Source organism: Arachidicoccus sp. BS20, assembly GCF_001659705.1.
Taxonomy (GTDB): Bacteria; Bacteroidota; Bacteroidia; order Chitinophagales; family Chitinophagaceae; genus Arachidicoccus.
Genome location: NZ_CP015971.1, coordinates 1,564,740 through 1,582,633 on the forward strand (window position 1 = coordinate 1,564,740; position 17,894 = coordinate 1,582,633).

15 protein-coding genes and 1 riboswitch are annotated in these 17,894 nt (G+C 38.8%); of the genes, 5 read left to right on the plus strand and 10 right to left on the minus strand.

Translation table 11 applies throughout. From position 1 onward, the window contains the following. Window positions 1-89: 89 nt before the first annotated feature. Complete coding sequence (locus A9P82_RS07050; RefSeq protein WP_066205936.1) at window positions 90-1,883, plus strand: ABC transporter ATP-binding protein; 1,794 nt, start codon at window positions 90-92, stop codon at window positions 1,881-1,883. Then, the gene (locus A9P82_RS07055) at window positions 1,880-2,854 is read left to right on the plus strand and encodes a glycosyltransferase family 2 protein (protein WP_066205938.1); all 975 of its coding nucleotides are present in this window, start codon (window positions 1,880-1,882) and stop codon (window positions 2,852-2,854) included. Before A9P82_RS07050 ends, A9P82_RS07055 begins: the two co-directional genes overlap by 4 nt. Window positions 2,855-2,862: 8 nt before the next feature. Here the strand turns inward: A9P82_RS07055 and A9P82_RS07060 are convergent, their stop codons facing one another. The 3 genes from A9P82_RS07060 to A9P82_RS07070 all read right to left on the minus strand — a co-directional run bounded on the left by A9P82_RS07060 (window position 2,863) and on the right by A9P82_RS07070 (window position 5,518). Then, window positions 2,863-3,639, minus strand: coding sequence for a glycosyltransferase family 32 protein (locus A9P82_RS07060; RefSeq protein WP_066205939.1), 777 nt, complete (start codon window positions 3,637-3,639; stop codon window positions 2,863-2,865). Window positions 3,640-3,651: 12 nt separating this feature from the next. After that, window positions 3,652-4,467, minus strand: coding sequence for a hypothetical protein (locus tag A9P82_RS07065; protein WP_066205942.1), 816 nt, complete (start codon window positions 4,465-4,467; stop codon window positions 3,652-3,654). A 64-nt stretch (window positions 4,468-4,531) separates the two neighbouring features. After that, window positions 4,532-5,518 carry a 1-aminocyclopropane-1-carboxylate deaminase/D-cysteine desulfhydrase gene (locus A9P82_RS07070; RefSeq protein WP_066205946.1) on the minus strand — a complete coding sequence of 329 codons (987 nt, stop codon included), beginning with the start codon at window positions 5,516-5,518 and terminating at the stop codon, window positions 4,532-4,534. Window positions 5,519-5,585: 67 nt separating this feature from the next. Between A9P82_RS07070 and A9P82_RS07075 the strand changes: the two genes are divergently transcribed. After that, entirely contained in the window at window positions 5,586-6,488 is a 903-nt protein-coding gene (locus A9P82_RS07075; RefSeq protein ID WP_066205948.1) for a nucleotidyltransferase family protein, read from the plus strand. 101 nt (window positions 6,489-6,589) lie between these two features. Further along, window positions 6,590-7,285: a response regulator transcription factor gene (locus A9P82_RS07080; protein ID WP_066205950.1), complete on the plus strand. Its 696-nt coding sequence runs from the start codon at window positions 6,590-6,592 to the stop codon at window positions 7,283-7,285. 78 nt (window positions 7,286-7,363) lie between these two features. Here the strand turns inward: A9P82_RS07080 and A9P82_RS07085 are convergent, their stop codons facing one another. The 6 genes from A9P82_RS07085 to pnuC form a co-directional block, all read right to left on the minus strand. Continuing rightward, window positions 7,364-8,956: a RagB/SusD family nutrient uptake outer membrane protein gene (locus A9P82_RS07085; protein ID WP_066205953.1), complete on the minus strand. Its 1,593-nt coding sequence runs from the start codon at window positions 8,954-8,956 to the stop codon at window positions 7,364-7,366. 10 nt (window positions 8,957-8,966) lie between these two features. Beyond that, window positions 8,967-12,242 (minus strand): SusC/RagA family TonB-linked outer membrane protein, encoded by a 3,276-nt coding sequence (locus A9P82_RS07090; RefSeq protein ID WP_197492264.1) that lies wholly within the window; start codon window positions 12,240-12,242, stop codon window positions 8,967-8,969. 217 nt (window positions 12,243-12,459) lie between these two features. Continuing rightward, entirely contained in the window at window positions 12,460-13,521 is a 1,062-nt protein-coding gene (locus A9P82_RS07095; RefSeq protein ID WP_066205960.1) for a FecR family protein, read from the minus strand. 92 nt (window positions 13,522-13,613) lie between these two features. Next, complete coding sequence (locus A9P82_RS07100; RefSeq protein WP_066205963.1) at window positions 13,614-14,195, minus strand: RNA polymerase sigma-70 factor; 582 nt, start codon at window positions 14,193-14,195, stop codon at window positions 13,614-13,616. A gap of 108 nt (window positions 14,196-14,303) precedes the next feature. Then, window positions 14,304-14,984, minus strand: a complete 681-nt coding sequence (gene mnmD / locus A9P82_RS07105) for a tRNA (5-methylaminomethyl-2-thiouridine)(34)-methyltransferase MnmD (protein WP_066205966.1) — start codon at window positions 14,982-14,984, stop codon at window positions 14,304-14,306. 50 nt (window positions 14,985-15,034) lie between these two features. Then, entirely contained in the window at window positions 15,035-15,616 is a 582-nt protein-coding gene (gene pnuC, locus A9P82_RS07110) for a nicotinamide riboside transporter PnuC (RefSeq protein WP_066205971.1), read from the minus strand. Window positions 15,617-15,662: 46 nt separating this feature from the next. After that, window positions 15,663-15,754, minus strand: a riboswitch (TPP riboswitch). A gap of 222 nt (window positions 15,755-15,976) precedes the next feature. On the opposite strand from pnuC, the gene A9P82_RS07115 reads away from it, so the two are divergent. Continuing rightward, a complete protein-coding gene (locus A9P82_RS07115) occupies window positions 15,977-16,783 on the plus strand; it encodes an enoyl-ACP reductase FabI (RefSeq protein ID WP_066205978.1) in 807 nt (268 codons plus the stop codon). A 121-nt stretch (window positions 16,784-16,904) separates the two neighbouring features. Here the strand turns inward: A9P82_RS07115 and A9P82_RS07120 are convergent, their stop codons facing one another. After that, entirely contained in the window at window positions 16,905-17,894 is a 990-nt protein-coding gene (locus A9P82_RS07120) for a glycoside hydrolase family 43 protein (RefSeq protein ID WP_066205980.1), read from the minus strand.

Genomic DNA, 17,894 nt, shown 5'->3' on the forward strand with positions numbered 1-17,894 from the left:
ACAGCATGATTTTAATCAAAAAATAATAAAACCGAAAGTAAGCAACTATTTTATAAATTGCACCAGGCAAATACATCAACAGAAGAAAAGTGCAGTTAAAGTTTAAAAATAATTTTTTAGGATATTTTCACTTTTATTATTCCGTTATAGGCAATAAACTGTACCGATTTATTTTTATCAATATGCTGGTAGGCTTACTCGACGGCATTGGTTTGTCAATGTTTATTCCATTGCTTTCTATTGCATTTGGCGGCAAAAATGACAACTCACAATCACTGGGAAAACTTCATTATTTTATAGATGCGCTTCAGAAAACCGGCATATCCGTTACCGTAAGCTCCGTGCTTGTTTTACTCATCGTTTTATTTTCTTTAAAAGGCTTGATGCGCTATTTTCAGATGCAATATATGGCGCAAATGAGGTTTTCTTTTATTACCAAAATAAGAAGCGAATTGCTAAATATGCTGGGTAATGTCAAATACAGGGATTTTTTACAATTAGACTCCGGCACTATACAAAACAGTCTCCTATCCGAAATGACAAGATTATACGGCACTATGTCCAATTATTTCTGGACTATTCAATATGCCGTAATGGTGTTGACCTATATAGTTTTGGCATTTCTTGCAAATTACCGGTTTGCATTTTTAGTTATCGTAGGTGCGGCATTGAGTAATATTTTGTATAAGAAAATTTTTTCCAACACACAAAAAGCCTCAATTAAAGTATCTCAAAAAGGCAACCAATTCAACAGTTTTTTAGTGCAAGCCATTAATCATTTCAGGTACCTGAAAGCAACTGATTATTTCCGCAAATATGCAGCCCGACTAAATGAAGTAATTAAAGAAACCGAAGACATGAATCTCAAAATCGGTCGCTACCAGGCGCTGTCCGAAGGAACTAAAGAACCGATTGCGGTAGCCATTATCTGCATTGTAGTGTATATACAATTTTACTTTTTTAAAGGCAATATGAATTCAGTGTTTGTGAGCCTGCTGCTTTTTTATCGTTCGCTTACACAGCTTAGCCAGCTTCAATCGAGCAGACAATCTTTTATACAAAATATTGGCAGCATGTATGCCATATCAAATATGGCAGAAAGTCTGCAAGCCATGCAGGAAGATACTACAATTGGCAAACCGGTGGCAAACATTGGCACAATAAGGTTAGAAAATGTAAGCCTGACCTACGATTCAGCTCCGGTTCTGGAAAATATTAGTATGAAAGTCGAAAAAAATACGACCATTGCATTTATAGGCGAAAGCGGCTCCGGCAAAACCAGCCTCGCACACCTGATGATAGGTCTGTTTCCTCCGACAAAGGGCAATGTATTTATAGATAATCAAAATTTGCAGAACATCAACATTCACGCTTACCGAAATAAAATCGGATACATTTCCCAGGATGCAGTCATATTTAACGATACAATATTTAACAACGTTACTTTTTTTGATACGCCCCTAGAAGCCAATATCCAACGCTTCTGGAAAGCCTTGCAACTTGCATCCTTATCCGACTTTGTACAGTCTTTGCCGTTGCAGGAACATACCGTGCTGGGAGACAATGGTATGTTGATTTCCGGCGGACAAAAACAACGCATATCCATTGCCCGTGAACTTTACAAAGAATGTGAGTTACTAATTCTGGACGAAGCGACCTCGGCGCTGGACTCCGAAACGGAAAATATTATAAGAGAAAATATTGAGCAACTGCAAGGCAAATACACCATCATCGTAATAGCACACCGGCTTTCTACAGTAAAAAAAGCTGACACCATTTATTTACTCAAAAACAAGAAAATAACCGCCAGCGGCAGCTTTGAAGAATTACTTACAGCATCTGACGAGTTTAAAAAAATAATAAATGCACAAGCTTTCCAATGACAGACGAAGTAGTACTAAGCGTATGCCTTACCGCATACAACGAAGAAAAATATATTGAACGGGCGATAGAAAGTGTTCTTCGCCAAAAAACAGATTTTGCCTATGAAATCATTGTAGCCGACGATTGTTCAACCGATAAAACCATCGACATTCTACAAGCCTATCAGCAAAGACTTGGCGAACGGTTTAAAATTTTATATGCAGAAAAAAACAGAGGGCTTACTGTAAACTTTTTTGAAGAACTTGAACACGTATCCGGAAAATTCATTGCAGTGCTTGATGCAGATGATGAATGGACAGACGAAAATAAATTGCAGGCACAGGTCAACCTCTTGCAACAACATTCCAATATTGGTTTTGTTTATACCAATTTTTATTACTATCGCGAAGAAGACGGTTCACAAACACCGGGATTCATCAATCGTGTCCATAATGCAGCTACTCAATATGAAGATTACTTGCTCAATGTTTATATAGTCCCGTCAACTTTGTGTTTCAGGTACAGTCTTGTAAACTTTGATTTGCTCCGGCTTTTCATACAGAAAAAATTCATCACTCAGGATTATTCTTTGTTTATGGATTTTAATCTGAAAGCGCAAGGCTATTACTTAGATAAGATAACTACGCAATACACCATTCGGCAAAACTCCCTGAGCAAGTTGAGCGACATGAAAAAACGCATCGATTATTTTCATAAATGCTATGATATCGGGACTTACTTTATAGAGCAATATCCGGTAACGCCGGAAGTTGCCGCAACGAGAGATTTTAACTTCAGATTAAAGATGCTGTTAACGGCATGGGAAATCAAAGACTTTTCACTCGTAAAACAATATGCACGGCAGTTACAATTGACGGACTTCTTAAAGCATAACCCTAAAGCCGGCTATATATACATTGCATCTAAATCAAAGTTGTTGTATCATTTATTTATTCCATGGGTTTTAAGAAAAAGAAAAGCGGGGAGCTAAAATTACAATTACTTCTTTATGAGTTTTTGCCAAAAGGCTTTACATGAAGCCACAAATCCTCTGTTAATAAATTGTACAATTCGATATGAAAAACGATTATCTCCGAAAACAGATATTATTTTCCATCTTGTTTTTATACTTTGCAGCTTTTTCTCGGGCAGCCAAGTACCTTTGAAATGATGAATGGAATAAGTATTTTGCGTAATCTCGAGTTTGCCCGTTGTAAATGACTTTGGCGAAAAATATTCAACAGGATAAACTATAATGCCGTTGATGTTTTGAATAATATCTTCTTCTTTAAGTCCGCATGTATTAAATATTTCGGCTACGGCATTGATGATTACCATATACTGGCTTGTTTCTACAGGATAAACAAAGGGAATACGAGCAATATGTTCCATAATTTTTCCGAACATTTTTGCACCTTGCCGGCACCCCATTCCCAACCCGGGATTTACATAGCCCGGCTTTTCAAGCCCGATAAATCCATCGCCATTCGTTAAAATCATATCAAAAGATTTTATGACTTCAACATCTAAGTCAAAATATATTCCTCCATAACGATACAAAATATCAATACGTGCATAATCATTTACCAACACATATTTCTTGGCTCGGTATGCTTCATCTGTATATGTAATTTTATGAACCTCATAGTTGGTTTCGTTCCATTCTTTTATTTCATAATCCGGAAAATATTTTCTCCAACTTGCAATACATTTATGAGCAAATTCCGGCAACGGCGCACCACCAAACCAACAATAATGAATTATTTTCGGAATCATTTTATTCTTTGTTTACTTAATCTGAAACCTGTTTCGTTCTGTCAGCTTGCCGTCTTTATACAACTCGTAAGGATAAAAGCCGGCACGCATAAAGCTGCTCTTACTAAGAATAATTTCAGGAGAATCAAAATGACTGATTTTGTACAACACCGAATTTCCATCAGGTTGGTAAATAGTCATTGAATAATCATACACATCATTTTCCGGCAGATGTATCACAATGCTGCCGTCTTCATTGACATACATATAACCCGACACAGATGTTACAGGTGCTTTAGGTGAAGCGGCAGCTATTGCCGCAACCGCATTAAATTTTTTATACATCACAGTACTGTCGCCCGAATAAAACAAACTGTCCGATGTATTGTTCAATACAGAATCGCTCATTCTTTTAAAATCATTCAACGCAAGCGTTCTACTCTCTTCTCCCTGAATAATTATGTTTTTATAATTGCTCAAATTGCCCAATAATCCTGCGGACAAAAATCCTGTAGTCAGCTTTTTTGCTTTCGTAAAATAATACGAGCCGTTTTTAAAAGTATAATAAATACGGTAATAATCCATACCTGGAACAGGTTTCGTATCGGTATAAGCATTCACTTGCAAAGTCGCATTAGGAACTGAATACAAAGTACGGAAGTTTCGTACGCTGTCATTGGAACGCTGAATGTTGAGCACAGAAATCATATCGCCGAAATTGTTGCGCCAGGAAATGACTTTTTGATTTTGCGCACCTTTTTTAATCGTAAAATCGGGAAGTATTTCTTGCGAAAAACCTTGAATAATAATGAACGAAAAAATAGATAGGAATAAAATATTTTTCAGCATAAATTTTTTGCCCTCTTGGATAATGATTGCAACAAAAATAATGGAAATAACCGCCTAAGTAGAATTATTTTAAAAAACTTAACGTTCCCCGCGGCAATGAAAGATTGCCCTGCAAACCGCCTGTATGGATGAATAATATTTTGCTTCGCAAAGGAATTTTCTCTTGCTCAACCAGGTTTGTCAAAGCATAAAACGCTTTTGCCGTATAAACAAAATCCAGCGGAAGCCCACATGAATCGTGGGTTTTATTGATGAAACTGATTAATTCGTTTGTCTTTTTTGCGTAACCACCAAAGTGAAATTCATGCAAGAGTTCAAAATTCTTTTGTTGCTCTTCTTTATTTAACAATGATAAAATTTGCGGCAATAAGTCATCATTATTTTTCGTCCGCATATTTTTTTCGTTTGCAGCTTCGCAGCGATTCTTTTTTCCGGACAGAATATCTTCTGCATATTCGTTATCCTCTGTGGAAGAAATTATCCTGCTCGATTTCATCACACTTACGCCAATTACCATTTGTTCCGGCAAGCATTTTTTAATAATGCCGGCAATGGTAGTTCCTGTTCCAACTGCCGCAATAATATGTGTATATCTTTCCAAAACCACATTATCCAAAATCTCGCCTGCACCCTTTGCGCCTTCTATGCCGAAACCTCCTTCGGCAATCCAGAAAACATTCCCAAACTGTGATTGAATAGATGTTTTATCGCGGTAATTTTCTCTCGAAACAAAATGCAGTTGCATTCCGTATTCCATGGCATTTTTCAAAGTATGAGAAAGAATTTTCGGTTCCTCGCCACGAATAATACCGATAGACCGAAAGCCCGAAACCCGTGCCGCAAAAGCCGTTGCGACGATATGATTGGAATACGCGCCGCCGAATGTTGCAATGGTTTTAAAACCTTTTGCTTTCGCTTCCTGCAAATAATATTTTAGCTTAAACCATTTGTTGCCGCTCACGACATCGTGCATTGCATCTAAGCGCAATACATCAATTTCTGTCGGCAGATAATTAAAAATTGTTTGTATAAACGGCGTGGAAAACATCATTAAAATTTAATTGGAAACCCAACGATAATCCTTTAGTTTCGCCAAAGTTTAATTAAAATTATCATTTATGAGCAAACCTACCTTGGTAATTCTCGCAGCAGGCATGGCAAGCCGTTACGGCAGTTTAAAACAAATTCAATCTTTCGGACCTTCGGGCGAAACGATTATTGAATATTCCATTTACGATGCCATTCGCGCAGGATTCAAAAAAGTTGTCTTCATTATCCGCGAAGATTTTTCCGAAGATTTCAAAGCCATTTTCGAACCAAAGCTAAAAGGTCGCATCGAAATCGATTATGTGTTTCAAACGCTGGAAGCATTTACAGACGGCTTCTCAATTCCTGAAAACCGTACCAAGCCTTTCGGTACGGCGCAGGCGGTACTTTGCTGCAAAGGCAAGGTAAATGAACCTTTCGCAGTAATCAACGCCGATGATTTTTACGGCGCAGATGCTTTTGTAAAAGCGTACGAATTTCTTGATGCAAAAGTTGCCGACAATGTTTACGGTTCCATTGCGTACAAACTAAGCAATACATTGAGCGATCACGGAAGTGTAAGCCGCGGGCAAATTTTTACCAATGAACAAGGTCAGATGACCGGCATTGAAGAGCGTCTGAAAATTTATAAAAAAGACGATAAAATCGTTTATGAAGACGGCGACAATTTGGTAGAACTCGCGCCGGACACCAAGGTAAGTATGAACTTTTTCTGCTTTGCACCAAGCTTTATTGCGCTTTGCGAAAGTGAGTTCAAACCCTTCCTCGAAAAAAATATCGACGATATCAAAGCTGAGTTTTTAATGCCGAAAGTTGCTGATACTTTTATCAAACAGGAACGCGGAAGCATAGATGTAATTCCGACAAATGCAAAATGGTTTGGCGTTACATATAAAGAAGATGCACCAATTGTAAAAGGCGAAATAGACAAATTGGTTGCAGCAAACGCCTATCCCACCAACCTTTGGGCATAGCAATCGTAATATTTAAAAGAAAGATAAATTATAAAATGTTAGCATATTTTTTATAATTTATCTTTTACCTTTATCCAAGTAAATCAAAAAAATCAGCATTTATGGATAACAAAAAATACAAAATTCTTCTTTGCGAAGACGACCAGAATTTGGGAATGGTATTGAAGAATTACTTGGAATTGAACGATTATGATGTAGTACTTGAACGCGATGGAAGACTTGGTTTGGCTGCATTTCAGCGTGAAAGCGCAGACATTTGCTTGCTGGATGTAATGATGCCGCACATGGACGGATTTACACTTGCCGAAGAAATCCGCGACATTAACCCCGAAGTCCCTTTGTTCTTTCTAAGTGCAAAGACAATGAAAGAAGATATTATTCAGGGCTACAAGCTCGGTGCCGATGATTATATCACAAAACCGTTTGACAGCGAGGTGCTTTTGCTGAAAATAAAAGCAATCCTTAAGCGCAACGAAGATGTAAACAAAGAAAACGAACACGTTGAATTTGATTTAAGCGGCTTCCATTTTAATCCGCGTTTGCGCCAGTTGGTGCATGGTGATGAAGTTTATACACTTTCTCCCAAAGAAAATGAATTGCTGAAAATGCTGGCAGAACATAAAAATGATTTACTGCCGCGTGAAAAAGCATTGAAAAAAATCTGGGGAAGCGATACTTATTTCAATGGTCGTAGTATGGATGTGTACATTGCCAAACTGCGCAAATATTTGAAAGAAGACGATAAAATCGAAATCGTGAATATTCATGGAAACGGATTCCGCTTAGTAGCGCCTTAATCGAATAAATTAAATTCAAAATAAAAAACTCGTTGAAAAGTTTCAACGAGTTTTTTATTACATCTACTATCTGTCGTATTACCAGCCTGTATTTTGTGTAAGCTTATGACTGAGGTCTATTTGATTTTGTGGAATTGCCCACAAATAATCACGTGCAACGAAAGACCTTTTCTCCACTAACACGTGCGAACCATAATCGCCGCGGCTTTTATTATAGTTATTGAGAATACCATACGCATTTCCATTCATTACCTGCTCGCCAATCTTCCACCTGCGAATATCAAACAACCGAAGTCCTTCCATAGCAAGTTCCACGTGACGCTCATTACGCACAAGCATTCTTAATGCAGACTGCGACAATCCGGGTTGCACAGCAGGCATATTTACACCTCTTCTCTGCCGGATAAGATTGATAGCATCATAAACCGATTGATCTATACTATTACTTTCTATTTTTGCTTCGGCATAGGTAAGCAGCACTTCTGCATAACGAATTAATACTTCATCGTTATATGAATTATTGTTATAGTCGCCGGAAATATCCGCAGGCACATATTTTTTATAATAATAGCCTGATAATGACGCATTGTTTTTGCCAAGTGCATCAATGGAATTGGAATCTGCGACATTAATTATTTTTCCATTGATAACACTCCCCGGAACTGCTACCGTAAACTTCAATCTCGGGTCTCTGTTGTCATATGGATGATTCGGGTCATAGAGCGACGATTCTGTTATCGGCTTCCCGTCTGTACATTCATAAGCATCTACCAGTCCTTGCAACGGTACAACCTGCGACCAACCACCGACAGTTGGTCCACCTACCCAAGTAGCAATACCCGTAGGATAGGTATTTTTAATATATTGTGCTGATAATATTATTTCCGGACTCGTTTTATTAGTTCCATCAAACAAACTGTTATAGGCATTATCGGAACTGTTATCGATACTATATTGCCCCAAATCCATTACCTGTTTTGCAGTAGCTGCAGCATCAGTCCAATTACCTACATACAATTCCTCTCTTGCAAGCAATGCAAGCGCAGCGCCCTTTGTTACGTGCCCGTAATCGGCAGAGCCATAGCTTAAAGGAAGATTACTTGCAGCATCTTTCAGTTCGTTGACAATAAAGTTGGAAATAGTATCTGCCGAAGTACGGCTCACATCAAAAGAATCGGTAGGCTGGATATGCGTAATCAAAGGTACTGCTCCATACATTCCCGTTAATTGCTGATAGGAATATGCCCTTATAAATCTTGCTTCGGCTGACAAACGGCTTCTGAGCGAATCACTGATTTGCTCGGATGGGATTTTGCCGATATTATCAAGCACATTGTTACTTGCAGCAATTGCCTGATAAAGCACTTGCCAAAAATGCTCAAACACCCCTGTTGTAGCCGTAGCGCTTCCATTACCCGCATACTGGATGTCACTTGGCCAGTTGGACCATGAATAGCTGTCGTCGGTAGCACAGGACAGAAAAATACGGTTGTCAAAATCGCCAATGTACGAATAACAATATGTTACGGCACGTACGGCATCATCCTGTGTTTGCCAATAAATGCCCGAAGAAACCGCATCAGACGGATTCTTACTTAAAAAATCTTTGGAACATGAAGACACCGCAATAGCAAATGTCATCAATAGTTTATATAGGACTCTTCTTTTCATCTTTTACAGTTTAAAAATTTACATTAATACCAAACGTGTACACTTTTACCTGCGGATAATAGCGATTCTCGTTGGGTGCTTCGGGGTCTATATCGCTTTCAAGCTTAGACCATGTGAACAAATTCTGCCCGCTTACAAATACACGCAAATTTGACACACCCGCCTTTGAAAGCAGCTTTGACGGAAGCTTGTAACCGAGTTGCAAACTTTTCAGTCTCACATACGCACCATTTTGTATCCAGTAAGATGATGATGAATAATTCTGCAACGTGTTCACAATTCGCGGAAAAGTTGCATCTGTATTCTCCGGTGTCCAGCTATCTTCATGAATGGCTTTAAAATTGCCATCGCTGTTGATAGGTGCTCTTCTCATTACCACGGTATTCACGGAGACTTTTCCTACTCCCTGAAAAAATGCGGTTAAGTCGAAGCCCTTGTAACCCATGCCAATATTTAAACCGAAAGTATAACGCGGAATATTACTGCCGAGATATACTCTGTCGTTGGCATTAACAGTATCGTTTCCGTCAATATCTTTGTAAATAAGGTCGCCGGCGCCGGTTTGAGAACTTTGGAATGCGTGGTTTGCTACCTGAGATTCCGACTGAAAAATACCTTGCGATATATATCCGAAATAGGCATCAATAGGCTGCCCTGTAACTTTTCCGGTAGTAATTTCTCCCGGATTTTCATTTGCCGTAGTTATTTGGTCGGCGCCTTTCAAATCCAAGATTTTGTTTTTAACATCGGAAAGGTTAGCCGTGATATTATACTTGAAATCTGACCCGATACGATTGTTATACGTTACGTTCAACTCCCAACCTTTGTTCTGCACCACACCTGCGTTTTGGTAAGGAGCAGCCAACCCAACAGATTCAAGAATAGGGAGCTTGAGCAATATATTATCCGTTTTTTTGTTATACCAGTCATACGTTACATTCAATTTTCCGGAAAGTGTTGTAAAGTCTAAACCTATATCCGTCATTTTAGTAGTTTCCCATGTAATTCTACTATTCGGATAAGTACTTAGACCGCTTGAGGGAGCCAGTGTTCCACCGAAAGGATAATTATGACTCAAATCATAAATTGACTGGTAAGGATAATTACCGATGGCATCGTTGCCCAACTCGCCCCAGGAACCTCTTAACTTCAGATTTTGAACAAATTTCACATTACGCATAAAGTCTTCGGAAGATATACGCCATCCGGCAGAAAAAGAAGGGAACAAACCCCATTTTTGCCCTTGTGCAAAGCGTGAAGAACCGTCGTTTCTGAGATTTGCTTCAAACAAGTATTTCTCTTTATACGCATAATTTACTCTGCCGAAATACGATAGTAAGCCATATTCGCCGGCTGTTCCGTTATTGGTTTGCGTACTTGTAGCGCCTGCATCCAATTGGTCAAGTTCACTACTCGGTATTCCGGAACGGTAGCCTTCCAGATAATCATCTCTTTGTGTCAATTTGGACATACCGCCAAGAATAGTCAAAGAATGACTTCCGAATTGATGTGTATAGGTTAATAATCCCTGATAGTTTTTAAACCAGTTATTATCACTTTGCTTATCTGCGGCATTTAAGCCTTTTGTAGCAATAACAGCATGATTATTAAAAAAGTCGTAATAAGTCATGGCAACAGTATGAAGGCTATTGTATTGCGTTTCATAATTTGCCGAAACAATACCGCTCAACGTTAGTCCTTTTATAATTTCATAATCGCCTCTAAAATTTCCGGTAATTAAATTGTCTTTGTAATCCGAGATACCTCCTTCTTGCTGCAACCGGATAGGATTTCCATCGCCACGACCAATGCCCCAGGTACCATCGGAATATTTATTAACAATAAGCGGATTCATTACTGCCGCCTGACCAAACTGCGACCATGCGGAGCCTGAACCGCCAATATCCTGCGGCTCTGTTCTGTCTCCGATACGAGCAGCAATATCCGCACTTACGCTCAACTTGTCATTTACCTTTATATTTGTATTTAAACGAATAGTCAAGCGTTCATAATCCATATTGCTAATCAAACCGTTTTGGTCAAAATAGTTGGTAGAAAGCCTGTACTTCGCATTATCATTACCACCGGAAAGCGACACGCTGTGCTGCTGTTGAAAACCGTTTCCTGTAAGAATATCCTTCAACCAGTAGTTATCCGGATACTTGTCTGTATTTCGGTTGGCATTATTATAAGCTGCAATATCGTCTGCGGTATATATGTCTCCGCCGCCTGAATTTTCGTGCATCAGATTGGTAAGTTTCATATACTCCTGTGCACCTACGAATTTAGATAACCTTGCAGTTTTCTGCCAGCCGAAATCGTTAGAATACGCCAATTTAGCTTTGCCGCTTTCTCCCCTTTTTGTAGTAATAATGATTACTCCATTGGCTGCACGCACGCCATAAATAGAAGCTGCCGCTGCATCTTTCAATACGGAAATAGACGCTACATCATTGGGGTCCACATCATTAATATCCGATTGTACGCCATCTACCAATACGAGCGGAGAATTGTCGTTCAACGTTCCTATTCCTCTGATTCTTATTGTGCCCTGATCTACGCCGGGTTGCCCGCCGCCCTGCGTTATAGTTACACCCGGCATCATACCTTGCAGCGACTCGGACAATTGCCCTACGGGTTTCCAATTAACGTCTTTTCCGCTTACTGAGGATACAGCGCCGGTAAGGTCGAGCTTCTTTTGTGTGCCATAACCAACCACAACCACATCATTCAAATCTTTGTTTATCGGCGTTAATGAAATGTTCAAAGAAGTTTGTCCGTTTACGGTAACTTCCTTGCTTTGATAACCCACATAATTTATTTCCAAAACAGCATCATTCGGCACATTGATGCTGAATATGCCGTTCATATCCGTAACTACTCCGAGCTTCGCGTTACCTTTAACCTTAACTGTTACGCCTCCCAGCGGCGAACCGCTTTCATTTACCACTTTCCCGGTTAAAGCTATTTGATTTGCGTTTTGGCTTACAGGTACGATAACGATGAGTCCGTCGTTAAATTCTTTGTACGAATAGCCGGAACTTTTCAAAATCATATTCAGCAAATCATGTACAGGCATATCATGCACATTCACGTCAAACTTCTTTGACGATGGTATTTTCCGCTCGCTGAAAACAAAACGATATGAACTTTGTTTTTCTATTCTGGAAGCGATTTCTTTAAAGCCGGCGGATTTTACGTTAAGCGTTACTCTTGTCTGAGAATAAACCTTTGCTGTTGCATGAATATTAAAGAAGATTATCAGGCATAGCGTTAATTTAGACATTAGGAAGGTTTTTTTTATCCAATATTTCCCCTTTACACTTCGGGAGTGTTTCAAAAAAAGCATAATTTTACTTTGTTAAAGGTGATAAAATGCAGATTACTGTTCCGAAGTATCTGCGTTGTTTTTTGCTGTCATCTTTTTTACGGAGCCGTCTTCTCAGGGACGGCTTTTTTTATTTTTATTCTTTATGTTTTCATACCACTCGGTTTTTTGTTAACTAATAAATGGATATTGTCTTATTATTTTCCTTATAATGAAACGGCTCTGTATAGCTTAGTATATCCAGTATTTCCCCGATATTCTCTTTGGTAAAACTTCCTGTAAATCTGTAATCTCTAAAAGTTTTGTTTTCAATATTTATGGTAATACCGAACCGTCTTTCCAGGCGGTTGCAGAGTGTGGGAAAATCTTCGTCTTTGAAAACAAATTTATTGTCCAGCCACGAAGTTTCAACAATGGTAGAATCCTGCTTTTGAAAGTAAGTTAGCGACGTTACCGTATATTTCGTGTCTTTATGTAAATCATTTCCGTCAATGGACAAACTGCTGTTTTCACGTCTTTCCGACGAAGCTTGGTTCACTGTCAGCTTCTCTTTGGGTTTTAATATAATTCTGTCCGATGGTCTGTCAGGCAAAGTTATTTCAACCATTCCTCTGATAAGTGTTGTTTCATTTACAGAATCGTTCTTATACGCTTTTACATCAAAAGCAGTTCCCAAAACACGCACATTCATTTTCGCCGTATGTACGATAAAAGGATGAGCGGCATCGTGCGTTACATCAAAAAATGCTTCGCCCGTCAAATAAACTTCGCGCGTGCTGCCGGAGAACACAGCCGGATATTTAAAAGAACTTTTTGCATTCAGGGTGACTTTTGTACCATCTGCCAGCGAGATAACGGATTTATCGCCCGCAAGCACATTTTTTACAACCCATTGCGTACTTGATGTATGTGAAAAAATTTTATATGCACCAAAACAAACCATACCCAAAAGCAACAAGGCTGCCGCCCGGAAATAATATTTACCAAACTTTTTTTTCGGTTTTCCCGCAACTGTTCCGCTTTGGTCTTCAGCAATTCGGCTTTTTATTTTGGCAAACAAAGCATCGCTGCCATTATATGTTGCGATATTATTTTTCCAAAATGCTTTAAAATAATTAAACCGGTCGCGCAAAGATTCATCGTTGCTTATCAAATACTCCAACTCGGCATATTCGTCTGTACCGATTTGTTCACACAAATACTTTGTAAGGAGTTCTGTAAATCTATCGTTTGTCATACTGATGCGTAATGCTATCGAATATAAAGACAACTATTTTCCCGAAATTGCTTACAAGGAAGAAAAAAATATTTGAAAAATATCTGCGAAGGTCATGTATTGCTTTTGCAAACAGCTTTGGTCTGGTATGCGCTGAAGATATGGCTAAGTTTTTTAATAGCTCTGTACAGTTGAGTTTGTACTGTTTTAGGCGAAATGTCAAGAATTTCCGCAGCGTCTTTGTATTTCATTCCGTCTTCTTTTATCAGACGAAATACAAGCTGCGCCTGCAACGGCAACGATTGAATTGCCTGTTCCATTTTGAAAGCAAGTTCTTTGAGTTCTATCTCTTTTTCCGGGTCGAATAAATCGATAAGTTCATATTTATTCTCGTTCTGCAAACTGTTCCAGGTAACAGAGGAATATTTTTTCAGGTAATTGAGGGAATGATTTTTTACGGCAACAAACAAATACGCTTCAATATTTTTAATTTCCGGCATCGATTTGCGGTTTTCCCAACACTTGACAAACACGTCGGCAGCAATCTCTTCCGCAATTTCTATACGACGAACATACACGACACAAAACTGTATCAACCTTTTGTTGAGCGAATGAAAAAGCGACTCAAAGGCGTTCATATCATCACGGGAACATATTTTTTCCCACAATTCTGTTTTGTAATCATTACCGTTCATTGTTCAAATCCTTTTTGTCTCATTGACAAAGACTGACACAAGGTAACAAATTTTTAATATTGGACGCCGATTGTGAAAACAATTTGTAAAAAATGCTATCGATTGTAATTAGCAAGACTGCTTTATCCCCCGCAGCATTTCTCTCTTCTTCGGCGGACCCGGAATTTTTTCTACGCCGAAACCTACGTCTTGTAAAGCCCGGCGTACATATCCTTTGGAAGAGTATGTAACAAAAACACCGCCGCCGTTCATTGCCTTAAATATTTTTTCAAACAAAGACACCTGCCATAATTCAGGCTGAACACTTGCATCAAAAGCATCATAATAAACAACATCAAAGTTCCTATTCATCAACATTTCAAGAATAGATGTGTTTATTTTACGCACTATGAAATACGGATGAATAATTTCATCTTTCCCCCAACCGCACGAATGTAACTCTTGTAAATAATCTTCTTCAAAACTTTGCGGCAATAACTTTGAATAATTCAGTAATGAATACTCTTCTTTCTTCAAAGGAAATAATTCAACTGTCGTGTAATGAACAGTAATTTGCTTCTGTATTGCAACCTGCAAACTCATTAAAGCATTCAATCCCGTACCGAAACCCATTTCAAAAACAGCAACATTTCTCTTCCGATTTTTTTGTAAAAAATATTCCAATCCTGCACGGATAAAAACGTGCATACTCTCCTGTAACGCGCCGTGAATGCTGTGGTAATGCGTTGCGAGTTCGGTCGCTTCAACCGTATGCGAACCATCGGAAGTGATGATTAATTTTCTGTTCATTTATGAATCGCAAAATACGCAAAGCAATTCAATCTCCGTATCTTAATTTTTTATATTCCTTGTGCCCAATACCCCTTTCGCCAGTCAAAATATCCCTTCACACAAAGTGCCGTAGTTACTGCGGACAAAATTGCATAACCATTCATACCTCTGTCAATCATTAATACAATGCTTGCTCCGTTGATGACGAACCAATAAATCCATGCAGAAAGAATTTTTCTTGCTTCCAGAATAGTCGCACTGAAACTGAAAACAGTAATTGCCGCATCGAAAAACGGTCGCGGAGAATCGGTATAATATTGTTCAACTTTTCCTAAAACAATACTAAGGAGAATACAGACTAAAATATTAGTTATATGTAAAAAAACACGCCATTCAGATACTTTGAATGTTTTGTCTCCCGTGCCCCTATTTTTTTGCAACCACAAAAACCAACCGTAAAAACCAACGGCAACGTAATAAAAATTCAGTCCGCCTTCAAGATATAATTTCGCATGAATGCACGATAAAATGTACAACGCACTTGACACGATGCCAAACAGCCAGCACCAGATATTTTGCCGCATTATCAATACAACATACAAAAGCCCCGAAACAACAGAACTTATTTCAATTATCTTAAAAATATTCATTCAAAAAGTATGCGGAAACGCAGGCGCAGCAAGGATTTGAGAGAAAGAAAATATCTATCATCATTCCTACGCAGGCATTATCCTGTTCAGGTAAAACGGGTAACTTCTCAGCCTTTTACAGCGCCCCGTGATGTTTTATAAGACCGCAAGGTAATTAAATGTTATCAAACAAAAATTCCTTTTCATCGCTGTTCGGGATTTACAATCCCGAACTCTTATCCATGTATTTGTAATGCACCTTTGTTACACGGATTAAAAATCTGCCGATAAGGCTTCGACAGGGCAAATGCCGAAGAGCATTCATGCAATCCACCAAAAATTCCTTTTCTTTGCGATATTATTTTTATCAAAATAAAAATCATGTCGTACAACTTACTGAAAGGAAAAAAAGGAATCATTTTCGGCGCGCTCAACGAGCAATCGCTTGCATGGAAAACCGCATTAAAAGCGCACGAAGAAGGCGCGGAAATAGTTTTAACCAACGCGCCTATCGCTTTGCGCATGGGCGAAATCAATAAACTTTCCGAAGCCATTAATGCGCCGGTAATTGGCGCGGATGTTACAAGCATCGACGATTTGAATAATTTGTTTGACAAATCCATTGAACACTTTGGAGGAAAAATTGATTTCATTCTGCATAGTGTAGGTATGAGCATGAACATTCGTAAAGGCAATCATTATACCAATCTCAATCACGAATGGGAATTGAAAACGCTGGATATTTCTGCCGTGAGCTTTCATAAAGTATTACAGGTTGCCTACGAAAAAGATGCGCTCAACGAATGGGCAAGCGTGGTGGCTTTGACTTACATTGCTGCACAAAGAATTTTTCCCGACTACAACGAAATGGCTGATGCAAAGTCCCTGCTGGAAAGTATCGCACGCGGTTTCGGTTATCATTATGGTATTAAAAATAAAGTGCGCGTGAACACCATTTCGCAATCGCCCACACGCACCACAGCAGGCAGCGGCGTAAAAGGCTTTGACGGATTTGTAAATTTTGCGGAAGCCATGAGTCCGCTGGGAAATGCGCCCGCAGAAGCTTTCGCAGATTATTGCGTTACACTTTTCAGCGATTTGACAAAATATGTAACGATGCAGAACCTGTATCACGATGGTGGTTACAGTTCCACCGGCGTTACACAAGCCGTGATTGATAAAATGTAAAAATCGATATCTGATTAAGACAAAACCAGTATAAACTAAAAATTTAGTTTATACTGGTTTTTTATGGCTTATTTGTTGTCCTAAAAAATTAATAATGAATATTAAGTTTTTAATTTACAAGTTATTCTCCCCATTCCTTTTCCAGTCTTTCGGCTTCCTGTTCTGTAATCGGTATAATGGTGCCATGTCTTGGATGAAAATCCATAGAAACAGATTTATCTATAACACTGAAATGAGCTAAGTCTCTGCTGAAAGTAAATTGATATTTTCCTTTCATATACACATCGTACATCAGTATAAAGCCCGAACGGTCAATTAATGGAAACACACACGACCCTTCAACCGCCTCTTTAGTTTGCTGCATATATCCATCTTGTAAAACATATTTCCCTGTCAAATCAGTGGAAACTGCTGTTTTAATACCCAATGTATGGCTGCCCTCCGTTTTATAAAACAAATGGTATTTTCTTTTGAAATATATAATATCAGCATCTATACTTGCTCCGTCGGCAGGACTTTGGTAAAGCAATTTCGGCTCCGATTCAAAACCCGAAAAGTCTTTATTTGCATAAGCATAATATATTTTATCCGGCGCATTGCCATGCTTCATGGAAAAATACACCATATATTTTCCCGCTTTTTTATCATAAATAGTTTGCGGCGCCCACACTCTCAATAAATTTTCCTGACCGGCGTATCCCGTCTGAATATTCACGACAGACGATTTCCAATGAATAAGATCTTTAGACTTCATCATCACGAGTGCACGGTTGGAATTCCATCCGTTTGCGGAAACCATATCTGTTGCCACCATGTAAAAAATGCTGTCTTTTTCTCCGCGAAGAATATGTGGGTCGCGCACACCGCCTGTTGAACTTATCTTCGCCGATGAAATTACCGGATGGTCATGATTCAACGCTATATAATGAAATGCATCTTTGCTCAATGCAAAATGTATGGATTCGTCTTTTTTGTCATTGCCCGTAAAGTAAACAAACAAATATGCGCTATATTTTGAATTTCCTGAATTTTTAGAAAGACTAGCGCATGAATATTGAAGCAATACCGGAACAACTAAAAAATAAGCTATTTTTCTCTTTATCAGATTCAT